18 protein-coding genes and 2 tRNA genes are annotated in these 19,970 nt (G+C 53.6%); 13 read left to right on the forward strand and 7 right to left on the reverse strand.

Annotated elements, in window-relative coordinates:
- Positions 1-57 precede the first annotated feature (57 nt).
- From DBR37_RS06190 to DBR37_RS06230, 9 genes are all read left to right on the forward strand, one after another.
- A tRNA-Glu gene (locus tag DBR37_RS06190) sits at positions 58-133 on the forward strand.
- A gap of 146 nt (positions 134-279) precedes the next feature.
- Positions 280-355 (forward strand) — tRNA-Glu (locus DBR37_RS06195).
- Positions 356-562: 207 nt separating this feature from the next.
- Entirely contained in the window at positions 563-1,168 is a 606-nt protein-coding gene (locus DBR37_RS06200; protein ID WP_124573600.1) for an ankyrin repeat domain-containing protein, read from the forward strand.
- A gap of 220 nt (positions 1,169-1,388) precedes the next feature.
- The gene (locus tag DBR37_RS06205; protein WP_124573601.1) at positions 1,389-1,868 is read left to right on the forward strand and encodes a MarR family winged helix-turn-helix transcriptional regulator; all 480 of its coding nucleotides are present in this window, start codon (positions 1,389-1,391) and stop codon (positions 1,866-1,868) included.
- 32 nt (positions 1,869-1,900) lie between these two features.
- A complete protein-coding gene (locus tag DBR37_RS06210; protein WP_124573602.1) occupies positions 1,901-3,406 on the forward strand; it encodes an efflux transporter outer membrane subunit in 1,506 nt (501 codons plus the stop codon).
- Complete coding sequence (locus DBR37_RS06215) at positions 3,403-4,599, forward strand: HlyD family efflux transporter periplasmic adaptor subunit (RefSeq protein ID WP_124573603.1); 1,197 nt, start codon at positions 3,403-3,405, stop codon at positions 4,597-4,599. Before DBR37_RS06210 ends, DBR37_RS06215 begins: the two co-directional genes overlap by 4 nt.
- A gap of 3 nt (positions 4,600-4,602) precedes the next feature.
- Complete coding sequence (locus DBR37_RS06220; RefSeq protein WP_124573604.1) at positions 4,603-6,156, forward strand: DHA2 family efflux MFS transporter permease subunit; 1,554 nt, start codon at positions 4,603-4,605, stop codon at positions 6,154-6,156.
- 94 nt (positions 6,157-6,250) lie between these two features.
- Positions 6,251-7,411, forward strand: coding sequence for an elongation factor P maturation arginine rhamnosyltransferase EarP (earP, locus tag DBR37_RS06225; RefSeq protein ID WP_124573605.1), 1,161 nt, complete (start codon positions 6,251-6,253; stop codon positions 7,409-7,411).
- Positions 7,412-7,537: 126 nt separating this feature from the next.
- Entirely contained in the window at positions 7,538-8,113 is a 576-nt protein-coding gene (locus DBR37_RS06230; RefSeq protein WP_012078983.1) for an elongation factor P, read from the forward strand.
- 66 nt (positions 8,114-8,179) lie between these two features.
- Here DBR37_RS06230 and DBR37_RS06235 read toward each other — a convergent pair whose 3' ends face one another.
- The gene (locus DBR37_RS06235) at positions 8,180-9,169 is read right to left on the reverse strand and encodes a M48 family metallopeptidase (protein ID WP_124573606.1); all 990 of its coding nucleotides are present in this window, start codon (positions 9,167-9,169) and stop codon (positions 8,180-8,182) included.
- 15 nt (positions 9,170-9,184) lie between these two features.
- Positions 9,185-10,279, reverse strand: a complete 1,095-nt coding sequence (locus tag DBR37_RS06240) for a YjgN family protein (RefSeq protein WP_124573607.1) — start codon at positions 10,277-10,279, stop codon at positions 9,185-9,187.
- Positions 10,280-10,854: 575 nt separating this feature from the next.
- Here DBR37_RS06240 and DBR37_RS06245 point away from each other — a divergent pair.
- Both DBR37_RS06245 and purU read left to right on the forward strand, forming a co-directional pair.
- Positions 10,855-11,397, forward strand: coding sequence for a polymer-forming cytoskeletal protein (locus DBR37_RS06245; RefSeq protein ID WP_124573608.1), 543 nt, complete (start codon positions 10,855-10,857; stop codon positions 11,395-11,397).
- 168 nt (positions 11,398-11,565) lie between these two features.
- On the forward strand, positions 11,566-12,435 hold the full coding sequence (gene purU / locus DBR37_RS06250; RefSeq protein WP_124573609.1) for a formyltetrahydrofolate deformylase: 870 nt from the start codon (positions 11,566-11,568) through the stop codon (positions 12,433-12,435).
- Positions 12,436-12,618: 183 nt separating this feature from the next.
- Here purU and DBR37_RS06255 read toward each other — a convergent pair whose 3' ends face one another.
- From DBR37_RS06255 to yjgA, 3 genes are read right to left on the reverse strand one after another with little or no spacing between them, the layout of a single operon-like run.
- On the reverse strand, positions 12,619-13,281 hold the full coding sequence (locus DBR37_RS06255) for an alpha/beta hydrolase (protein ID WP_124573610.1): 663 nt from the start codon (positions 13,279-13,281) through the stop codon (positions 12,619-12,621).
- 33 nt (positions 13,282-13,314) lie between these two features.
- Positions 13,315-13,929 carry a molybdopterin adenylyltransferase gene (gene mog / locus DBR37_RS06260; protein ID WP_124573611.1) on the reverse strand — a complete coding sequence of 205 codons (615 nt, stop codon included), beginning with the start codon at positions 13,927-13,929 and terminating at the stop codon, positions 13,315-13,317.
- Positions 13,913-14,503: a ribosome biogenesis factor YjgA gene (gene yjgA, locus DBR37_RS06265; RefSeq protein ID WP_124573612.1), complete on the reverse strand. Its 591-nt coding sequence runs from the start codon at positions 14,501-14,503 to the stop codon at positions 13,913-13,915. Before yjgA ends, mog begins: the two co-directional genes overlap by 17 nt.
- An 88-nt stretch (positions 14,504-14,591) precedes the next feature.
- On the opposite strand from yjgA, the gene pmbA reads away from it, so the two are divergent.
- A complete protein-coding gene (pmbA, locus tag DBR37_RS06270; RefSeq protein ID WP_124573613.1) occupies positions 14,592-15,956 on the forward strand; it encodes a metalloprotease PmbA in 1,365 nt (454 codons plus the stop codon).
- A gap of 179 nt (positions 15,957-16,135) precedes the next feature.
- Positions 16,136-17,215, forward strand: a complete 1,080-nt coding sequence (locus DBR37_RS06275) for a TRAP transporter substrate-binding protein (protein WP_012078992.1) — start codon at positions 16,136-16,138, stop codon at positions 17,213-17,215.
- A 229-nt stretch (positions 17,216-17,444) separates the two neighbouring features.
- On the opposite strand, the gene DBR37_RS06280 is transcribed toward DBR37_RS06275, so the two are convergent.
- Both DBR37_RS06280 and DBR37_RS06285 read right to left on the reverse strand, forming a co-directional pair.
- On the reverse strand, positions 17,445-19,136 hold the full coding sequence (locus tag DBR37_RS06280; protein WP_124573614.1) for a TRAP transporter large permease subunit: 1,692 nt from the start codon (positions 19,134-19,136) through the stop codon (positions 17,445-17,447).
- 15 nt (positions 19,137-19,151) lie between these two features.
- A complete protein-coding gene (locus DBR37_RS06285; protein WP_124573615.1) occupies positions 19,152-19,736 on the reverse strand; it encodes a TRAP transporter small permease subunit in 585 nt (194 codons plus the stop codon).
- Positions 19,737-19,970: the final 234 nt, after the last annotated feature.

Consider the following 19,970-nt stretch of genomic DNA (forward strand, 5'->3'; position numbering starts at 1 on the left):
CCAACTGTGGTAGAGAAGTGTAGGAAGCAGTAAGGCCAGTAATACGGGCAGTTTTCTGTCCCCATCGTCTAGAGGCCTAGGACATCACCCTTTCACGGTGAGTACAGGGGTTCGAATCCCCTTGGGGACGCCAGGTTAAAAACACCACGCTGATGCGTGGTGTTTTTTTTTCCGATTCATGCATATCGCGGAATGTACATGATGTGCGTGCAAATTGATTGCGCCTGTTTGGTAGAGAAGTGCAGGGCGTAGCAAGGCCAGTAATATGGGCAGTTTTCTGTCCCCATCGTCTAGAGGCCTAGGACATCACCCTTTCACGGTGAGTACAGGGGTTCGAATCCCCTTGGGGACGCCAGGTTAAAAACACCACGCTGATGCGAGGTGTTTTTTTTTGTCTTTTCGATTCATGCATATCGCATGATGTACGCTTGTTACTACCGCATATTCATATGCGTCGGTCACACGATGCCTGAATTGGATGAAAATGAAATGTGCGTAAATTGATTGCGCCTGTTTCGTAGTCCTTACTTATCAGTTTCGCGCGACAGACAGGAGAAGACATATGTTAAACAGCGAAGCAGTAAGCCAGTTTTTACAAGCGGCCGAAGAAGGTGACCTGGCGCAGCTGCGCGTCTTGCTGGCAGCAGGTGTGGATATCAATGCGACTAATCGCCAGGGACGTACCGCGATTACCTTGGCGAGCCTGAAGCAGCACTATGCATGCGTAGAGTGCCTGATAGCAGCCGGTGCCGATATCAATAAGCAGGACCAGACTTGCTTCAATCCTTTTTTGCTGGCCTGCCTGAATAATGATTTGCGTTTGCTGCGCATCGTATTGCCAGCGCAGCCTGATCTGAATCGTTTATCGCGCTTTGGTGGCGTAGGCCTGACGCCGGCCTGTGAAAAAGGTCATCTCGATATCGTGCGCGAGTTATTGCTGCATACCGAGATCAACGTTAATCACACCAACTTTGTCGGCTGGACGCCGCTGCTGGAAGCCATCATCCTCAATGACGGCGGCAGCAAGCAGCAAGAGATCGTGCGTTTGTTGCTGGAGCATGGTGCGAATCCGCATATGACCGATATGTGGGGCAAAACGCCGCTCTTCCTGGCGCGCGAAAAAGGTTACGAAGAAATCGCCCAATTGCTGATCGCGGCCGGCGCTTGATGGTGTCAGCGGGTAGCCTTCTGCAGCTACTCGCGATGCATCGCCAGATCTATCCTTCCTCATCTTAATTAATAACGTCTGTATATAGAGCGACGCGAGGGCGGCGCGCGTCGTCCTTCCTGTCTGATTTCCCGGTTTTTTGAGTTCCCTGCAAGCTTTTGAACTTTTCGGCATAATAGCTGCCTATGCAGTTATTGACATGACCCCTATTATGACAAACATGAAAGAAAAGTTTCCTCCCGGCAGCTACTGTATTGAAGACAGTGTTGGCTATCTGCTCGCGCGTTCGCGCACCAAACTTGCAAAACGCGTGGATTCCAAGCTGGCGGCGCATGACATTACGTCGGCGCAAGGTGCGGTAGTGATGATGCTGGCCAGCGGCAATTTCTCGACTGCTGCCGAATTGTCGCGCGAGCTGTATCTGGATTCTGCTTCCATGACCCGCATGGTTGATCGCCTGCAAAAGCGCGGCATGCTGGTGCGCAAGCCACGTGGTGATGACAGGCGTGTCATTGATTTGCATTTAACTGAAACTGGCGCAGCACTGGCCGAGCAATTGCCGACTTTGTACTCCGTGGTGCTGAATCAAAGCTTTGCCGATTTCAGCGTGGAAGAAGTGACGACCCTGAAAAGCCTGTTACGCAAACTGCTGGATAGCAATGCCGGTGAAGTCCCTGTTGCAGAAAAAAACGACAAGTAAGTCTGGTCAAAAAATATTAAGCAGGATCTATCATGAAAATTTCCTCATCCCAGGGTTTGCGCTTACCGCTCCGCGGTTTGCTGACGGCTGGTTGTGCTGCCGTTTTGCTGAGTGCCTGTGCCAGCTTCAAGGGCATAGATACCAGCGCCACCATGCAGCAGAGCAGTGATTACGCCAGCGCGACTTCGTTGCCGCAGCAGGGCGGGCAGTGGCCGGATGCATCATGGGCACAGAGCATAGGCGGTGCGCAGTTGCAGGCTTTGGTGGATGAAGCCATCGCTGGTAATCCCAATCTGCAAGTCGCTGCGGCGCGTGTCGCCGGGGCACAGGCAGCCGCCGATGTCGCTGCCGCGAGCGCACGACCATCATGGTCGGCGAATGCCAGCAGCACCTATCAGCGCTATACCGAGAACGGCATCATCCCGCCACCATTGGGTGGTGAGTACAAGTCCGACAATCAGCTTACGCTGAATTTTTCCTATGATTTTGATTTCTGGGGCAAGCACGCGGCTGAATTGCGCAGCGCCTTGTCGGCCGGAAAAGCCGCGCAAGCCGAGCAATACAATGCGCGCCTGATGATTTCCACCGCAGTGGCGCGCGCCTGGATACAACTGGCGCGTCAGTACGGGCAACTGGATTTGAACCAGGAGCAGTTGAAAGCAGCCGCCGAAATCCAGCGCCTGACGCAACTGCGCTTCAAAGTCGGCCTTGGTACCCAAAGTGAAAACCAGCAAACCACGCAAAGCCTCGCCAGCCTGCGCGCAGAAAATGCGCAACTGAATGAAGCCATCGCACTGACACGCAATCAATTGGCTGCCTTGCTGGGCAAGGGCCCGGATCGTGGCTTGCAAATCGAGCGTCCGGCTTTGCCGTCTGAAACGGCCATCGCCTTGCCGGATGCCTTGCCGCTGGGCCTGATCGGACGTCGCCCGGATATCGTGGCGGCACGCTGGCATGTGGAAGCGGCGCAAGGTGATATCGATGCCGCCAGGACGCTGTTCTACCCGAACGTCAACATCATGGCCTTTGCCGGTTTCTCCAGCCTCGGCCTGACCAATTTGCTGAAAAGCAGCAGCGGCATCGTCGGTGTCGGCCCCGCGATTTATCTGCCTATCTTTGACCGCAGCTTGCGCGCCAACCTGAAAGGACGTGTCGCATCGTATGACGGTTCGGTCGCAACCTATAACCAGACCCTGACCGAAGCGCTGCATGATGTCGCCGATCAGGTGCAGTCCCTGCGCGCGGCTACCCTGCAAAGCGAACAGCAACAGCTGGCGACGCAGGCTTCGGCGAACAGCTTCCGGCTGGCGCAGCAACGTGAGCGTGTCGGTACCACCAATATGCTGCCGGTGCTGTCGGCGCAGATGACCATGCTGTCGCAACGCCGCATCGACCTTGATTCTCGCGCACGTCGCAGTGATCTGCGCATCACTCTGATCAAGGCACTGGGCGGTGGTTTTGACGCACAGGCGCAAGGCTTAGATAAAGACAATTCCAATTCAACTACCGTTTCCACCTCCGTGAGAAGTGCATCATGAATACGACTAGCCCAGAAGTAGCAGAAACACCTAAAACCAACGGTAAACGCCGTCAACGCCTGATAGCAGTATCGGTCCTGCTGGCCTTGCTATTGATCGCCTATGGCGTCTGGTGGGCGATTTACGCGCGTCATTTTGAAGATACCGATGATGCATATGTCGCCGGTAACGTGGTGCAGGTGACGCCGCAGGTCAGCGGCACGGTAGTCGCGATCCATGCCGACGATACCGAGCTGGTAGAGGCGGGCAAGCCGCTGGTTGATCTCGATCACAGCGACGCCAAGGTAGCGCTGGATCAGGCGGAAGCGCAGCTGGCGCAGACCGTACGTGAAGTACGTACGCTGTTCGTCAACAACGGTGCATTGAATGCAGCGGTCACCCAACGCGTCGCCGATGTGGCCCGTGCGCGTGATGATCTGGCGCGGCGCCAGGAATTGAGCGGTACTGGTGCGGTAGCGAAAGAAGACCTCGACCATGCCCGCACTGCATTGATTGCCGCCGAGTCTGCGTTGCAGGCAGCACGTGATCAACTGACGTCGAACCAGGCGTTGACCGATGGTACGACCGTGGCCCAGCATCCGAATGTGCAACGTGCAGCAGCACAAGTACAAGCCGCTTACCTGGCTTTGTCGCGTAATACTTTGCTCGCACCGATTACCGGTTACATCGCCAAACGCTCGGTGCAGGTCGGCCAGCGCGTCGCACCTGGCACACCTTTGTTGTCGGTCGTGCCTTTGAATGCGCTGTGGGTCGATGCCAACTTCAAGGAAGTACAGGTTGCGAAGATGCGTATCGGCCAGCCGGTTGAACTGTACTCAGATGTATACGGCAGCAGCATCAAGTATCACGGCAAGGTAGCAGGTTTGTCGGCGGGTACCGGTGCAGCCTTCGCTTTGTTGCCGACGCAAAATGCCAGCGGCAACTGGATTAAGGTGGTGCAACGTATTCCGGTGCGGATTACCCTGGATCCCAAGGATCTGGAAGCACATCCATTGCGCGTAGGTTTGTCCATGCAGGTAGATGTGGATGTGGCGAAATCGGAAGGGACATCGCTGACTTCGACCGTAGCACCACGTGAGCAACCGGCGTATCAGACAGCAGTGTTTGAAGACGCTGGTAGCCAGGCTGCAGCACGCGTGGCACAGATCATTGCAAGCAATCTGAATAGCGCTGCGCCTACAGCCAAACACTAAACCATGAGCGCCACTCCCCGTACCGCCTTGCCGCCACTGAGCGGCACGCCGCTCATTATCGGCACGCTGGCTTTATCGCTGGCGGTGTTCATGAACGTGCTCGATTCATCGATTGCCAACGTATCTATCCCGGCGATCTCCGGCGACCTTGGTGTGTCGCCGCAGCAGGGTACCTGGGTGATTACATCGTTCTCGGTGGCGAATGCAATTTCAGTTCCATTGACCGGCTGGCTGACGCAACGCATAGGCCAGGTACGCCTCTTCATCGGTTCCATCCTCTTGTTCGTGCTGGCTTCCTGCCTGTGCGGCTTTGCTCCCAGCATAGAAATCCTGATTGCCGCGCGCGTGTTGCAGGGCGCAGTGGCGGGCCCGATGATTCCTTTGTCACAGGCTTTGCTCTTGTCCAGCTATCCGCCCGCGAAGAGCGGGATGGCGCTGGCGTTCTGGGGCATGACGACGCTGGTGGCGCCTATTATGGGGCCGCTGCTCGGTGGCTGGATCTCGGATAATTACACCTGGCCGTGGATCTTCTTTATCAATATTCCTATCGGCCTGTTTGCTGCATGGGCGACCTGGTCCATCTATAAAGAACGCGAATCCAAAACCTACAAATTGCCTATCGATAAGGTCGGACTGGTATTGCTGGTGTTGTGGGTGGGCTCGCTGCAATTGATGCTGGATAAGGGCAAGGAACTGGACTGGTTCCACTCTGGTGAAATCATCATCCTGGCCTCGGTCGCAGTCGTGACGTTCATCTACTTTGTGATTTGGGAAATCGGTGAAGAGCATCCGGTGGTTGATCTGTCGCTATTCAAGGGACGTAACTTCAGCGGCGGTGTGATTGCGATTTCCGTTGCTTATGGTTTGTTCTTCGGTAGCCTGGTGATCCTGCCTTTGTGGTTACAGACGCAAATCGGCTATACCGCAACCGAGGCCGGGAAGGTGATGGCGCCGGTGGGTATCTTCGCGATTATCCTGTCGCCCATCGTCGGCAAGATGTTGCCGAAGATCGATGCACGCTGGGTTGCGACCACGGCCTTCCTGATCTTCTCGCTGGTGTTCTTCATGCGCTCGCAATTCACGCAGGATGTGGACATGATGACGCTGATGATCCCGACCGTGATCCAGGGTGCGGCGATGGCGATGTTCTTCATTCCGCTGACCTCCATCATCCTGTCCGGACAATCGCCGGACAAGATTCCGGCGGCGGCAGGTTTGTCCAACTTCGTCCGTATCATGTTCGGCGGTATCGGTACTTCGGTGATGTCGACCATGTGGGATAACCGCACCATTCTGCATCATGCGCAACTGGCTGAATATACCGGCGTGCATAATCCGGCCTTCACGCAAGCGGTGAATGCGCTGATGGCACGTGGTATGTCGGAACAGGCCGCATGGGCGGTGATAGACCGGCAGATGACGGTGCAGGCCAGTACGCTGGCGGCGACCGATCTGTTCTGGATGTCGGCCATCATGTTCCTGTGCCTGATCGGCTTTATCTGGATTACCAAGCGCAGCAAGGCCAGCGGCGGCGCCGATGCGGCGGGTGCGCATTGATGTAGTACATGTGCTGCGTACGGAATATGACTATATTCGGGCGCAGCACATGGCTGATCGTCTATCATGCTGGGATTAAATTTTGGCCTGCAGCATGACTACTCCTCAAACTTTGCATCTGTTCTGCCGTGTCGTCGATAACTATGGCGATATCGGCATCTGCTGGCGTCTCGCACGTCAGTTGCAACAGGAACACCATATTTCCGTCACCTTATTGGTAGATGATCTGCTCAGCTTCCGGCGCATCTGCCCGGAAGTTGTGCCGGACGCTGAACTACAGCAGGTAGCGGGTGTTACGGTACGCCACTGGCGTAGTCAGGATGGTGAGTACACAGCGAAAGACGTCGCCGATATCGTCATTGAATTCTTTGCCTGCGATATCCCGCCCAACTATATTGCCGCGATGGCGCAATGCGAGCCGCGTCCGCGCTGGTTCAATCTGGAGGGCCTGACTGCGGAAGAGTGGGTCGAAGGTTGCCATACGTTGACTTCACCGCATCCGCGCCTGCCGCTGATCAAGCATTTCTTTTTTCCCGGCTTCACAGACAAAACCGGTGGCTTGCTGCGCGAAGCCGGGCTGGAACAAGAGCGTCTGCAGTTCCAGGCTGATCCGGCCGCGATGACGGACTTCCTCGCGCGCTTTGGTGTGACGCCTGTTGACATGGCGGCGACCAGGGTTGCCCTGTTTTGTTATCCGTATGCTCCGGTCGCTGAATTGTTTGAGGTGTGGCAAAACGGTCAGAAGCCGGTTTGTTGCCTGGTGCCGGAGGGCGTCGCGACTGCAGCAGTACAGGCTTTCCTCGGTACGGAAGCGAAAGCTGGCGCGAGTGCCAGCCGCGGTGCATTGACGGTACGGGTGCTGCCTTTTGTGCCGCAGCCTGATTACGACAAGTTGCTCTGGGCTTGTGATTTTAATTTTGTGCGCGGTGAAGACTCCTTCGTCCGGGCGCAATGGGCGGGTCTGCCCTTCGTCTGGCATATCTATCCGCAGGATGAAAACCTGCATCACAAGAAACTGCGTGCCTTTTTGCAACGCTATAGCGCGGCTTTACCCAGCCTGGCGGCTTTCTCGCTGTACTGGAATGGCGCAGAGGTGCCGGGTGGTGCGCAGCAGGCAGACTGGGGGGCTTTATGGGCTGCAGTCGAGGCAGATATGGCTGAAATTACGGAAAAATCGGCAGATTGGCAGCGTCAAATGCTGAAAAATGGCGATTTAGCGTCAAATTTGTTGAAATTTGCTACTACGCTGCCTTAAGTCGAGCGCCCAGAAAAGGTATAATTCTCGGCTAATTTAGAATTCGATCAAACGTGAGCTTACGGCGCTGTTGGGCGGGAGGCGACCGATGATTTTTATGCAACCCACTTTTTACGTACACTTTTTATGAAACCTGCAAAAGAAATTCGCGTTGGCAACATCATTATGGTTGATAGCAAACCTATGATCGTGTTGCGTTCTGATGTCAATGGTTCTAGCCGCACGGGCTTCACATACAAATGGAAGATGAAAAATCTTCTGACGAACACCCCGATGGAAAACGTATTCCGCGGTGACGACAAGTTCGACGTTGTTGTTCTCGACAAAAAACCAGTTACTTACTCGTACTTTGCTGATCCGCTGTATGTCTTCATGGATGAAGAATACAACCAGTACGAAATCGAAGAAGAAAACCTGGGCGATGCATTGCACTACCTGAAAGACGGTATGGAATGCGAAGCGGTGTTCTACGACGGCAAAGCAATCTCGGTTGAGCTGCCTATCACCATCGCACGTCAAGTTGTGTACTCCGAGCCAGCAGTCAAAGGCAATACTTCGGGTAACGTATTGAAAGAAGCGAAAATCGAAAACGCGGTTGAAGCACACCGTCACACGGTTCAGGTTCCACTGTTTGTGAGCCAGGACGACGTGATCGAGATCGACACCCGTACCAATGAATACAAACGCGTGGTTCGTAACTAATCACCGTCTGTAAATAAAAAAGCTGCCCGCGGGCAGCTTTTTTTTCGTTCATGCAAATGCAAAGGCTTAACGCGACTTGAGTATGTGGTCGATACGCTCGTCGGTTGAAGGATGGCTGGACAGATAGGGTGGTGGCGTAGTTTCTTTGGTTGCCGCCTGCAGCTGCTCAAAGCCGCCTGCCATGTGCACCAGGTCTATGCCGTTCGCTTTCATCATCGCAATCGCATAGTCATCCGCTTCACGTTCGGCATCACGTGAATACTTCATATCCAGCAGCAGTGTCGGAATATTCGCCACGATAGCTGATGCATCGCCAAATACGACCGTAGCCAGTGCTGCTACCGCCGAGCTTTGCACCACCCGGCGCATCAGGTGACGTTCGTGCAAATGACCGAGTTCGTGCGCCAGTACCCCCATGACTTGCTCGTCGTTCTTCATCAGCTTTACCAGTTCATCGGTAATGATGATTTCACCCGAGGGCAGCGCAAAGGCGTTCGGACCTATCTTGCTCTTGCGGAACAGGATGCGGTATCCCGGTACGTCTCCGCGTGGCGGCTGCAAGTGCCTGAACTGTCCGATCAAGGCTTCTTGTCGTGCCTGCGGTAGCTGGCTGGGTGCGAAGATTTGCTTGTCGAGAAAATCCAGCATGCCTTTGCCGATTGAACGTTCCACCTTTTCCGGCAGCATCTTGGCGATGCCTTCGGATGCCAGCGGTAACACGTATAGATAGCTGAGGGTCAGCACGATCAGGGTCGCGACCACTGCAGTCAGCGCACCACGCCAGCTTTGCTGCATGCGTACGATCAAGGAATCCTGATGGCCGGTATCTGCCAGCAGCGCATCGAAAGCCGCGGTATCGGCTATCTCGAGATAAGCCTCATCCGGGAAAGTGACCTTGCGTTTGGTGTTGCGCGCACGTTCGGAGACGCGCAACTCGCTGATCGGGCAGCTACGTTCAGCTTCACCTGAAATAGTCGCATGCCCGCCCTCTACCGATAGCGTGACCTGATGCGCGCGTGAAGTCTTGCCATCGAAATAAAGGGCGGGGATGCTCATGCCTGGTTCCAGCACTTACAACGACAAATCAAAATCAAGCAGATCGGCTACGCCTTCGCCAGTCGCGCTGACTTGCTGTTGGCTTGCTGCGATGAAATTCTCCAGGCTGCCGTCAGGAAGCAGGGACATGCATTCAATGCGGTACTTCATCGCGCGTATCTGTGCGAACGGCAGGAACAGTCCCAGTGTGCAGATAATGCCGATGATGTTGGTGACGGTAATGAATGCCATGCGTGTCCACTTCATATCGCTGAGGAAACGATGTTTCTCAAGCTGCGTATTATTCCAGATCAGGTTCTGGATCAGGGTCGCAAAGATAGGGAAGAGCAGGAACATCCAGATATACAACGCACCGAAGAATAGGAAGACGCCTGCCGCACCTGCAGCAGCCGCTCCTTCACGATCCATCGCGTCCGCGGTAATGATCGCAAACAAGGTGCCTCCCAGGGTGACCGAGATGGCGATGATGCCGGCCAGCCAGATGACGAAGACCAGCAGATAGGCTTTGTAAAAACTGCCGACTGTAGCGCTGAAGGAAAAATGGCTGGTACCAAAGCGGCTTTCCTGATGCTGGAATTTCTTGATGCGTTGATGCGTGAATGGCCCAAGTATAAAGAGGGATAAAGCGGTCAGGATAGGCAGCGCCAGGTACACCCAGTAGATTTGCTTTAATGCGCCACGGAAACCAAAGCGGATGCCGCGATAGCTGGTGTTGTACAGTTTGAACTGCAGGCTTTTCCAGATCAGCCACGGTGTCGCCGCCATCACCGCCAGCACCATCAGAAGGCCGACCAGGTTCGACATTTCGAGTGCGATGTTATAGATGACGATAAGCACGACCGCCATGATGCGCCCCTTGAGGATGGCGATCGGATTGCCGTGATATTCGAAGCTGGTGCCGGCCACGCTGCTGCTGCCGTAGAAGTAGCGTGTACGGCGTACTTTGGCCCACGCAGAATAAATGCCGAGGGTGAGAATGGAAAACAGCAGGTTGACGATCCAGATGCGGAAATATTCGCTGCCGGTGCCGCTGAAAGAAAAGCGTATCGGTGTATCGGAGGCCTGGGGATTGTTTTCAGGTATGTCGTGAAAAACAGCTGCGTCGGTCATGGTTGCTCCCTGAGGGGTTATTGTTATTAAGTACGTCTGGCCACAAGGTTACTTGTTGATAAGCAATTGTCAAGCACAGACGCCCACCGAGTATGCGGGCTAAATATATCTGCTTTGTGACATGCACTGAGCAAGGCGGTGATGCAGGAATATGCATTGCTCACGCCTCAATGAATAAATTCGATTTCAAGAGTAGTCCCGTCAGCAGATTTTTGCTGCGCGCTTTTATCCCATCTGTGATGCTCGCATCGACTTCGTAAGTCGCGTCTTCTTCGTGTGCTGTGTAAATATTTCCTGAGCAACGCAGTGATTTGTAATTCTTACCCGATAAAATTTACTGCTTAAAATTTAAGCAAAATATTTTTTATAAAAATGTAACAAATGTGAACTTTAAAAACGCATGACACACCAAGTGTTGGTTGTGCAGAGTGGAGAGCTAGTCTGTCTGCTCATAGCATTGCCACCACGCAAAACAGATAAGCCGGGATGCCGTTACGCGCGATGTACTGCCGATGCTGCCAGCGTATTCATTTATTTTTATTACGTCATCGCGACAATTATTTTCAGGAGATTTCATGCTTCGATCCGACACGCTTTTTGGCAAGCGAGAAACCAATACGCCAAATCCTCCTATGAGCACAACCAACTCATCGTCATTGTCCAGTTCAAGCACAGGCAGCTCCAGTTTTCCTAAAGCATCAGTTCCGACAGGTGGTTTGAATGCCTCGGGGCAAGCATCAAATCAGCACACCAATGAAGTTGGCAGCAAACTGATCGTTGGTCCTAACATTAAACTCAAGGGTGTTGAGATCACTGATTGCGACACGCTGGTGGTTGAAGGTTTCGTTGAAGCGACGATGGATTCACGCGTGATCCAGATTTCCAAAGACGGCTCCTTCAAGGGTTCGGCCGGTATCGACATCGCTGAAATTCACGGCACGTTTGACGGCGAACTGACAGTACGCCAGAAGCTGGTGATCTACGCATCGGGCAAGGTCTCCGGAAAAATTCGTTACGGCAATGTCGTGATCGAAGAAGGCGGCCAACTGGCTGGTGATGTGCAGGTAGGTGGTGCGGCGACTCAGGCGAAAGGTTTGTCAGTCGCGAAAAGCGTCTAACTTTCCCGCACGCAAAAAACTGTCCCTCGCCGTGGCGGCATGGCTATCGCGAGGGACTTATAACGTCTGCTGACATGATGTATTCGGGCAGGATTTCTCCTGATTAACAAAGGCATGCGACAATAAAGCGCAACGCTTGAGCCGCAAGCGCACTTTATTCAGGTACTCATCATGCATCCGGAATACATACTCAATCTGTCCTGTATCGATCAGCGTGGCATCGTGCAACGCGTATCCGGATTTCTGGCCGAGCATGGGTGCAACATCATAGAGTCAGCCCAGTTTGGTGATGCGCAATCGCAACTGTTCTTCATGCGCGTCTATTTCGCGGCGGAAGATGCATCCATCAATGATGCGGCTCTGCGCGCCAGTTTCTCGCTGATGGCAGAGACGATGCAGATGACCTGGCAATTGCATGATGCGCAGAAAAAGCCGCGCGTGATGCTGATGGTTTCGAAGATCGGGCATTGCCTCAACGATTTGCTGTTCCGCTATAAAAGTGGTTTGTTGCCGGTAGACATTCCGGCCATCGTTTCCAATCACACAGACTTCTATCAACTCGCGGCCAGCTACAACATCCCGTTCCACCACCTGCCGCTGGCGCCTGGTGCTTCTGAAGAAGCCAAGCGTGCACAGGAAGAGCGCGTGCTGGAAATCGCCCGCAGTGCGGAAATCGATCTGGTGGTGTTGGCGCGCTATATGCAGATATTGTCACCGCAGATGTGCCAGGCTTTGCAGGGGCGGGCGATTAATATCCATCATTCTTTCCTGCCTAGCTTCAAGGGAGCCAAGCCTTATTATCAGGCGCATGAGCGTGGCGTGAAGCTGATCGGCGCGACCGCGCATTTCGTGACTGGTGATCTGGATGAAGGTCCGATTATTGAGCAGGATGTGGAGCGCGTGGATCATGCTATGAATCCGGCTACCTTAACTGCGATCGGACGGGATGTGGAGTGTGTGGTGTTGGCGCGGGCGGTTAAGTATTTTGTGGAGCATCGGATTTTGCTTAATGGGCATAAGACGGTTGTTTTTAAGTAGATGGTTTAGTTTCGTTTTCTGATGCTGATGGGGTTCTTTCTTCGATCAGCCTTGGTTTGCCGGGCTACCCCCGGCAACGCACTTCTCCACGAAGAAAGAACAGCGTTATTACCAATCGAGCTAAACCAGACAGACAATAAAAAAGCACGCATATAGCGTGCTTTTTTCAATCCCCCAAAACGCTTACTTCAACACGCGTTTCAGGAAGTTGGAAATATCATCCAGCTGCGGTCCGCAAACCGAGTGCGGCATGTTGTATTCATGCCAGTCCACCTCATATCCCAGCGCTTGCAACAAGCTCAGTGAACGTTGCGCACGTGTAATAGGAATGACCTGATCACCACGACCATGGCCGTAGTAGATAGGGATGTCTTTGTTGGCATCGCTGCGTTCGGCTTCGACCGTCGAGTCGATCGGTACGTAACCGGACAGGCAGAGCAGGCCGCCCAGGCGTTCAGGGTAGCGCAGGCCGACCTGGAAGGTCATCGCGCAACCTTGCGAGAAACCGGCAATGAGGATTTTGTCGGCGGCGATGCCGCGTGCTTTTTCGCGTTCGATCAATTCATTGATGGAAACTTGCGAAGCGCGCAAACCTGCTTCATCTTCTTCGCGACCAAATTCAGTCACCACAACGTCATACCAGGCCGGCATTTCACGGAAGCCGTTAACAGTGACCGGAATTTCCGGTGCGTGCGGGAATACGAAACGGATGCCAGGCAGGCCGCTCAGGTCGAGTTCTCTGACGATAGGAACAAAGTCGTTGCCGTCGGCGCCTAGGCCATGCATCCAGATGATGGAAACGGTTGGGTTGGGTGCGGTTTCAAGTTCGACGGTTTCTAAAGTCATGATGATGAGTAAAAATTACGGGAAGTTAAAAAATTATTTGGCCGGACGGATCGCGTGTTTCGGACGCCAGGCTTTGCAGACTGCTTCGTTCGTTTCGATATACGGGCCGCCCATCAGGTCTATGCAATACGGTACCGCTGCGAAGATACCGCCTACGATTTGCTTGCCGTCGGCATCCCTTAAGCCTTCCAGGGTTTCCTTGATCGATTTGGGCTGGCCTGGCAGGTTCATGATGAGAGCCGCGTGCTCTGCGGTTTCACGGATTACAGTGACCTGACGCGACAGGATGGCGGTCGGTACGAAGTGCAGGCTGATCTGGCGCATTTGTTCGCCGAAGCCAGGCATTTCCTTGGTGCCGACAGCGATGGTCGCTTCCGGTGTGACGTCGCGACGGGCCGGGCCGGTGCCGCCGGTGGTGATGACGAGGTCGCAGCGTTCGATGTCGACCAGTTCTATCAGGGCTTTTTCAATCGCGGATTGCTCATCCGGGATCAAACGGGTTTCTACTACCCATGCACTGGTCAACGCCGAGGTGAACCAGGCTTGCAGTGCAGGTATGCCTTCGTCCTGATACACACCGCTGGAGGCGCGGTCCGAGATCGATACCAGGCCGATCTTCAATTCATCCGGGTTAGTCTTCTTCGACATCGTCTTCTTCGTCCGTAGTAGATGTGGCAGCGGCTGCCGCCTGCAGTTGCTTGAGGATCTGGAAAATTTCGCGATAAGCTTTCGGCGGCTTGTTCTCTGCCTGCTCCTTACGCGCGTTGCGTATCAGGGTGCGCAGGTGCTGGCCGTCCAGTTCCGGATTGTCTGCCAGCAACTGTGTCAGCGCTTTGTCATCTGTCAACAATTTGTCGCGTTTGCGTTCGATCGCGTGCAGGGCAGCGGTTTCGGATTTGGACGCGCCTTTCCAGCTATCCAGCATTTTCTGGATGACGGCGATTTCGTCCGGCTCCAGCGAGCGCATTTTTTTGCCGACATATTGTGTCTGCCGACGGCGACCTTCGTGGTCTTTGATTAACTGGCATTCGAGGATGGCGTCGCGCACGTCTTCCGGCATAGGCACGCGTTTGACGCGGTCGCGCGGTTCGGCGATCAGCTCTTCACCGAGCTTTTGCAGGGCCGTCATCTGGCGCTTTAGCTCGGATTTTGATGGGCGTTCGTATTCCTGTTCGAATTCGCTCGACTGGAATCCGCAGGAGCCTCGGTTGGGATTTGGCATGATCTGATTTGATAAGGCTAGTAGCCATTCTGTAAACGACTGCTATGATAACTGTTTTATAGGTATTTCCGAAGAAAACGACCCCCTCATGAGCGAATCAGTGTTTATACATAGTCAAGATCAATTAAAGCAATTGGCGCAGGATGTGCTGCGTTATGCGAAGGAAAAAGGCGCTTCCGATGCGGCCGTAGAGATCAATGAGGGCAGCGGTTTGTCGGTTTCGGTACGCAAAGGCGGCGTCGAGACGATAGAACAGAATAAAGACAAGGGCATGGGCGTTACCGTTTACCTGGGGACAGACGGCCATGTACGACGTGGTAATGCCAGCACTTCCGACTTTTCCCAGCAGGCACTGAAGGATACGGTTGAGGCGGCTTATAACATCGCCCGCTTTACCGCGGAAGACGATTGTGCCGGTTTGCCGGAAGCCGACATGCTGGAGCGTAATCCGCGCGATTTGCAGCTGTGCTACCCATGGCTGATTTCCAGTGAGGAGGCGGTCGAGCTGGCCAAGCGTGGCGAAGCAGCAGCATTTGCCGTCGACAAGCGCATCACGAATAGCGAAGGGGCCAGCGTCTATGCGCAGCAATCGCATTTTGTTTCAGCTAATTCGCGCGGCTTCATCGGTGGCTATCCTTATTCGCGTCATACGATTTCTGTCGCACCTATCGCCGGCAAGGGCAGCAATATGCAGCGCGACGACTGGTATTCGTCGATGCGTGATCCTAAGAAGCTGGCGAAGCCGGAAGCGATCGGTCAGTACGCAGCGCAACGTGCACTGGCACGCCTGAATGCACGTAAGCTGGATACGCGTAAATGCCCGGTCCTGTTCGAAGCGCCGCTGGCAGCCGGTTTGCTCGGTGCTTTTGTGCAGGCCGTCTCCGGTGGTGCCTTGTACCGCAAATCGACTTTCCTGCTGGATTCGCTCGGCAAGGCCGCTTTTGCATCGCATGTACAAATTGTCGAAGACCCGCACGTGATTGGTGCAGTCGGTTCATCGCCATTTGATGAAGAGGGGGTGAAGACCCACCGCCGTGATGTCGTCAAGGACGGTATCGTGCAGGGTTATTTCCTTTCGACTTATTCGGCCCGCAAGCTCGGCATGCAAACTACCGGTAATGCAGGTGGTTCGCATAATTTGTCGATGACTTCGACGCTGACCAAATCGACGGATGATTTCAAGGCGATGCTGAAGAAGCTCGATACCGGTCTGCTGGTAACCGAACTGATGGGGCAGGGTGTCAATTATGTGACAGGTGATTACTCGCGTGGCGCCTCCGGTTTCTGGGTCGAGAAGGGTGTGATCCAGTACCCGGTTGAAGAGATTACGATCGCCGGAAACATGAAGGATATCTTCATGCAGGTAGTGGCGATCGGAGCCGATACTTTGGTGCGCGGAACCAAACAAACAGGTTCGGTGTTAATAGAAAATATGGTGGTTGCTGGTGGTTAATGCGGCATTTTCGGTGTATGGTTATGGCAGTTGTTTATAGCGTAAAGCAGGAAGATTTTTTCTACTTCGGGCAACTTACGTCACCCTTACAACTGATAATTTGAATGAGATTTAGCGGCTGATTTTATCGGCAAGAAAATTTCAAATAGCTGTTGTCGTTAACCACTCCAGGAGACAAAATGGAACGTCGTTCATTCCTTAAGAAAGCAGCAGTCGGCGCTACCGCAGGTGCGGTCGCTGTGCCTTCTTTCGCACAAACCAACCCGACGATTAACTGGCGTCTGGCTTCCAGCTTCCCTAAATCGCTAGACACGATTTATGGCGCAGCGGATGTATTTACCAAACGTGTATCGCAACTGACAGACGGTAAATTCAACATTCGTCCATTCGCAGGCGGCGAGATTGTTCCTGCTTTGCAAGTGATGGATGCAGTGCAGGCAGGTACCGTTGAAATCGGTCACTCGGCTTCGTACTACTACTTCGGTAAAGATCCTACATTCGCATTCGACGCGGTTGTTCCATTCGGCCTGACTTCGCGTCAACAAACCGCATGGTTCGACCAAGGTGGCGGTCGTCAACTGACCCGTGAATTCTTCAAAGACTACGGCATCGTCAACTTCCTGGGCGGTAACACCGGTACCCAGATGGGTGGCTGGTTCCGTAAGGAAATCAAAGAAGTTAAAGACCTGCAAGGTTTGAAAATGCGTATCGGTGGTTTCGCCGGTCGCGTGATGCAACGCCTCGGCCTGGTGCCACAACAGATCGCTGGTGGTGACATCTACCCAGCACTGGAAAAAGGTACTATCGATGCAGCAGAATGGATCGGTCCATACGACGATGAAAAACTCGGCTTCAACAAAGTCGCGCCGTTCTACTACACACCAGGCTGGTGGGAACCTAGCCTGCAACTCTCGTTCTACATCGGCATCAAGGAATGGGAAAAACTGCCTAAGGCCTACCAGGCTGCAGTAGAAGCTGCTTCCTACGAAGCACACGTTGTTATGCAAGCGGAATACGATGCACGTAATCCAGCTGCACTGGCACGTTTGCTCAAGAACGGCGTCAAGCTGCGTCAATTCTCCAAACCGATCATGGAAGCTTGCTACAAAGCTGCCGTTGAAACGATGGATGAAGAAGCAGCGAAGAATGCCAAGTTCAAGAAGATCTACGAACCATGGAAACGCTTCCGCCAAGATCAGAACCAATGGTTCTCGGTCGCTGAAGTACCTATCCAAAACTTCATGATCGGCCGTAAGTAATCCTTACTGCATCATCAAAACCCGCAGCCTGTGCTGCGGGTTTTTTTATGTCCGTGTGGCCCCAGTGAATGGAGGGCTGTCAGTCCTTGAGTGCGGGTTCAGGCAGTGTTGCTCACGTTGGTGCGATTAGCTGTTCCTGTGCAAGTGGCGTATGCGAGTTATTTGTATATGTTACGGGCAAAAAAAATCCCGCACGGTCAGGTGCGGGATTTTTGTCGGGAGGCCAGTCTTACTTCTTGGCTGGCTCGTCCGTCGAGAAGTTCAGTTGCGGTACTTCATCGTCATGGCTGTCGGGTTTGTCGCTGCTGCTCTCAGTAGCATCGTCACTGCCGTAATCCACGCTGTTGTCGCCCATATCGATCTTCAACTCGATTTTTTCATGCATATCTGTTTTGGTATCGACCGAGATCAGTTTCGGGAAGGCGATGATCAGCGTCACCATGATGACCTGGATCAGCACGAACGGTACCGAGCCCCAGTAAATATCCGAGGTCTTGACCTCTTTCGGCGCGACCGATCTTAAATAGAACAGGGCGAAGCCAAAAGGCGGGTGCATGAACGATGTCTGCATGTTCACGCTCAGCAGTACACCGAACCAGATCAGGTCGATGCCCATTTTTTCTGCGACCGGACCGACCAGTGGTACCAGGATGAAGGCCAGTTCAAAGAAGTCGAGGAAGAAGGCCAGGCCAAAGAACAGGATGTTGACCACGATCAGGAAGCCGGCGGTACCACCTGGCAAGGAGGTCAGCAGATGTTCTACCCACAGATCGCCATTGACGCCACGGAAGATCAGGCCGAACACGCTGGAGCCGATCAGGATGAACAGCACGAAGCAGGACAGGCGTGAAGTGGAATTCATTGCTTGCTTGAGCAGATCCCACGACAGGCGGCGATTCATGATAGCCAGAATCATCGCACCAAAGGCACCCATACCGCCACCCTCAGTAGGCGTAGCGATACCGACGAAAATCGTACCCAGCACCAGGAAGATCAGTGCCAGCGGCGGGATCAGCACGAAGACAACTTTTTCTGCCATCTTCGACAGCAGGCCCAGTTTCATGCGTCGGTTGATCACGGCAACCAGGAAGGCACCAACGATCCCCAGGGTTGCAGCGTAGATTGCACCTTCGTCAGCATGCAACTTCGGATTGCTGGCCAGCAGCATTTCTTCGATGAAGAAGCAAACTGCAACCGTGGCAATGATCAGCACAAACAGCGAAACGACGCCGCTTTTGCCATTTGGTTCGCGCAGGTTACGTGCTTCCAGTGGCAGTGCAGGTACCCAGGTAGGGCGCAGGATGGAGATGATCAGGATGTAGCCAGCGTACATGGCTGTCAGCATCAGGCCGGGACCGAATGCAGCCTGGTACATATCGCCTACGGAACGACCCAATTGGTCGGCCATGACGATCAGCACCAGAGACGGCGGGATGATTTGCGCCAGCGTACCCGAAGCGGCAATGACACCGCTGGCTATCTTCTTGTCATAGCCGTAGCGCAACATCACAGGCAGCGAGATCAGGCCCATCGAAATCACGGATGCGGCAACCACACCGGTTGTTGCCGCCAGCAGGGCGCCAACGAAAATAACCGCATACGCCACACCGCCACGTAAAGGACCAAACAATTGGCCGATGGTGTCGAGCAAGTCTTCTGCCATCCCTGATCGTTCGAGGATCAGGCCCATGAACGTAAAGAATGGAATTGCCAGCAAGGTGTCGTTCGCCATGATGCCGAAGATACGATTCGGCAGGGCTTGTAACAGTTCTGGTTTGAGCAGACCCAGTTCTATACCCAGCAGGCCAAAGAACAGGCCGTTGGCGGCGAGTGCAAAAGCAACCGGGAAACCTGATAGCAGGAATGCCACGAGTGCGCCGAACATGATCGGCGCCATATTCGCAATGAGAAATTCAGTCATGTTTGTTCCTGGCGATCAGTTGAGTTTATTTGCAGCTTTGATCGCCGCAATTTCTTCTTCGGGAGTAGCAACCTGTTTTTCAAAGGCGCTGGCAGGGACCACACCTTTCAGGTAGCCGATCCGTTTGATCATTTCTGATACGCCTTGCAGCGCCAGTAATACGAAGCCGATCGGGATCAGCAGTTTCGCAGGCCAGACGATGAGGCCACCAGCATTGCTCGAGACTTCCTGGTTTTCGATCGAAATCCATGCATACGGTACCGAGTAGTACAGAATCAGCAGCGTTGCTGGCATCAGGAACAGCAGGAAGCCGAGCAAGTCTATCCAGACTTGAGTACGTTTGGAGAAACGACCGACGATAACGTCGATGCGGACGTGTTCGTTACGACGCAGTGTGTAGGAAGTAGCCAGCAAAAAGATGGCAGCGAACAAATACCATTGGATTTCAAGCCAGCCGTTGGAGCTGATATTGAAGAGGTAACGGACGACAGCATTACCCGTACAGATAATGACAGCCGCCAACAAGGCCCAGCTGATGGCATGGCCTATTTTTTCATTGAGGGCATCAATGAATCGCGATAGCGATAGCAAAAAAGACATTATTTTTGTCTCCAGATTGATTTTGAATGAAGCACGTGCGCATGCCCCTGTTTATTAACGCCTGCGAAGATGCTTTTTATTGCCATGTGAGTATAAGCCATATCATTTGACGCCCTGGTTACAAAGGCGTTTTTAAATACGTACACACATATCCCATTTTCACAAGGCAGCACGATACAGTGCCTAGCTGACACGAACATTACGCAGCTCAGGAAAACGACGATTTTTCAGAGG

This window comes from Herminiimonas sp. KBW02, from assembly GCF_003852535.1.
GTDB lineage: Bacteria > Pseudomonadota > Gammaproteobacteria > Burkholderiales > Burkholderiaceae_D > Oxalicibacterium.

What these genes read in the sequence shown, in the direction of transcription:
- DBR37_RS06245 (WP_124573608.1), top strand. Translation starts at nt 10,855, where the DNA reads ATGCTTCGATCCGACACGCTTTTTGGCAAGCGAGAAACCAATACGCCA.
- DBR37_RS06220 (WP_124573604.1), top strand. Translation starts at nt 4,603, where the DNA reads ATGAGCGCCACTCCCCGTACCGCCTTGCCGCCACTGAGCGGCACGCCG.
- DBR37_RS06275 (WP_012078992.1), top strand. Translation starts at nt 16,136, where the DNA reads ATGGAACGTCGTTCATTCCTTAAGAAAGCAGCAGTCGGCGCTACCGCA.
- DBR37_RS06240 (WP_124573607.1), bottom strand. Translation starts at nt 10,279, where the DNA reads ATGACCGACGCAGCTGTTTTTCACGACATACCTGAAAACAATCCCCAG.
- DBR37_RS06280 (WP_124573614.1), bottom strand. Translation starts at nt 19,136, where the DNA reads ATGACTGAATTTCTCATTGCGAATATGGCGCCGATCATGTTCGGCGCA.
- DBR37_RS06200 (WP_124573600.1), top strand. Translation starts at nt 563, where the DNA reads ATGTTAAACAGCGAAGCAGTAAGCCAGTTTTTACAAGCGGCCGAAGAA.
- DBR37_RS06235 (WP_124573606.1), bottom strand. Translation starts at nt 9,169, where the DNA reads ATGAGCATCCCCGCCCTTTATTTCGATGGCAAGACTTCACGCGCGCAT.
- DBR37_RS06230 (WP_012078983.1), top strand. Translation starts at nt 7,538, where the DNA reads ATGAAACCTGCAAAAGAAATTCGCGTTGGCAACATCATTATGGTTGAT.
- DBR37_RS06205 (WP_124573601.1), top strand. Translation starts at nt 1,389, where the DNA reads ATGAAAGAAAAGTTTCCTCCCGGCAGCTACTGTATTGAAGACAGTGTT.
- DBR37_RS06285 (WP_124573615.1), bottom strand. Translation starts at nt 19,736, where the DNA reads ATGTCTTTTTTGCTATCGCTATCGCGATTCATTGATGCCCTCAATGAA.
- yjgA (WP_124573612.1), bottom strand. Translation starts at nt 14,503, where the DNA reads ATGCCAAATCCCAACCGAGGCTCCTGCGGATTCCAGTCGAGCGAATTC.
- pmbA (WP_124573613.1), top strand. Translation starts at nt 14,592, where the DNA reads ATGAGCGAATCAGTGTTTATACATAGTCAAGATCAATTAAAGCAATTG.
- DBR37_RS06210 (WP_124573602.1), top strand. Translation starts at nt 1,901, where the DNA reads ATGAAAATTTCCTCATCCCAGGGTTTGCGCTTACCGCTCCGCGGTTTG.
- DBR37_RS06255 (WP_124573610.1), bottom strand. Translation starts at nt 13,281, where the DNA reads ATGACTTTAGAAACCGTCGAACTTGAAACCGCACCCAACCCAACCGTT.
- mog (WP_124573611.1), bottom strand. Translation starts at nt 13,929, where the DNA reads ATGTCGAAGAAGACTAACCCGGATGAATTGAAGATCGGCCTGGTATCG.
- earP (WP_124573605.1), top strand. Translation starts at nt 6,251, where the DNA reads ATGACTACTCCTCAAACTTTGCATCTGTTCTGCCGTGTCGTCGATAAC.
- DBR37_RS06215 (WP_124573603.1), top strand. Translation starts at nt 3,403, where the DNA reads ATGAATACGACTAGCCCAGAAGTAGCAGAAACACCTAAAACCAACGGT.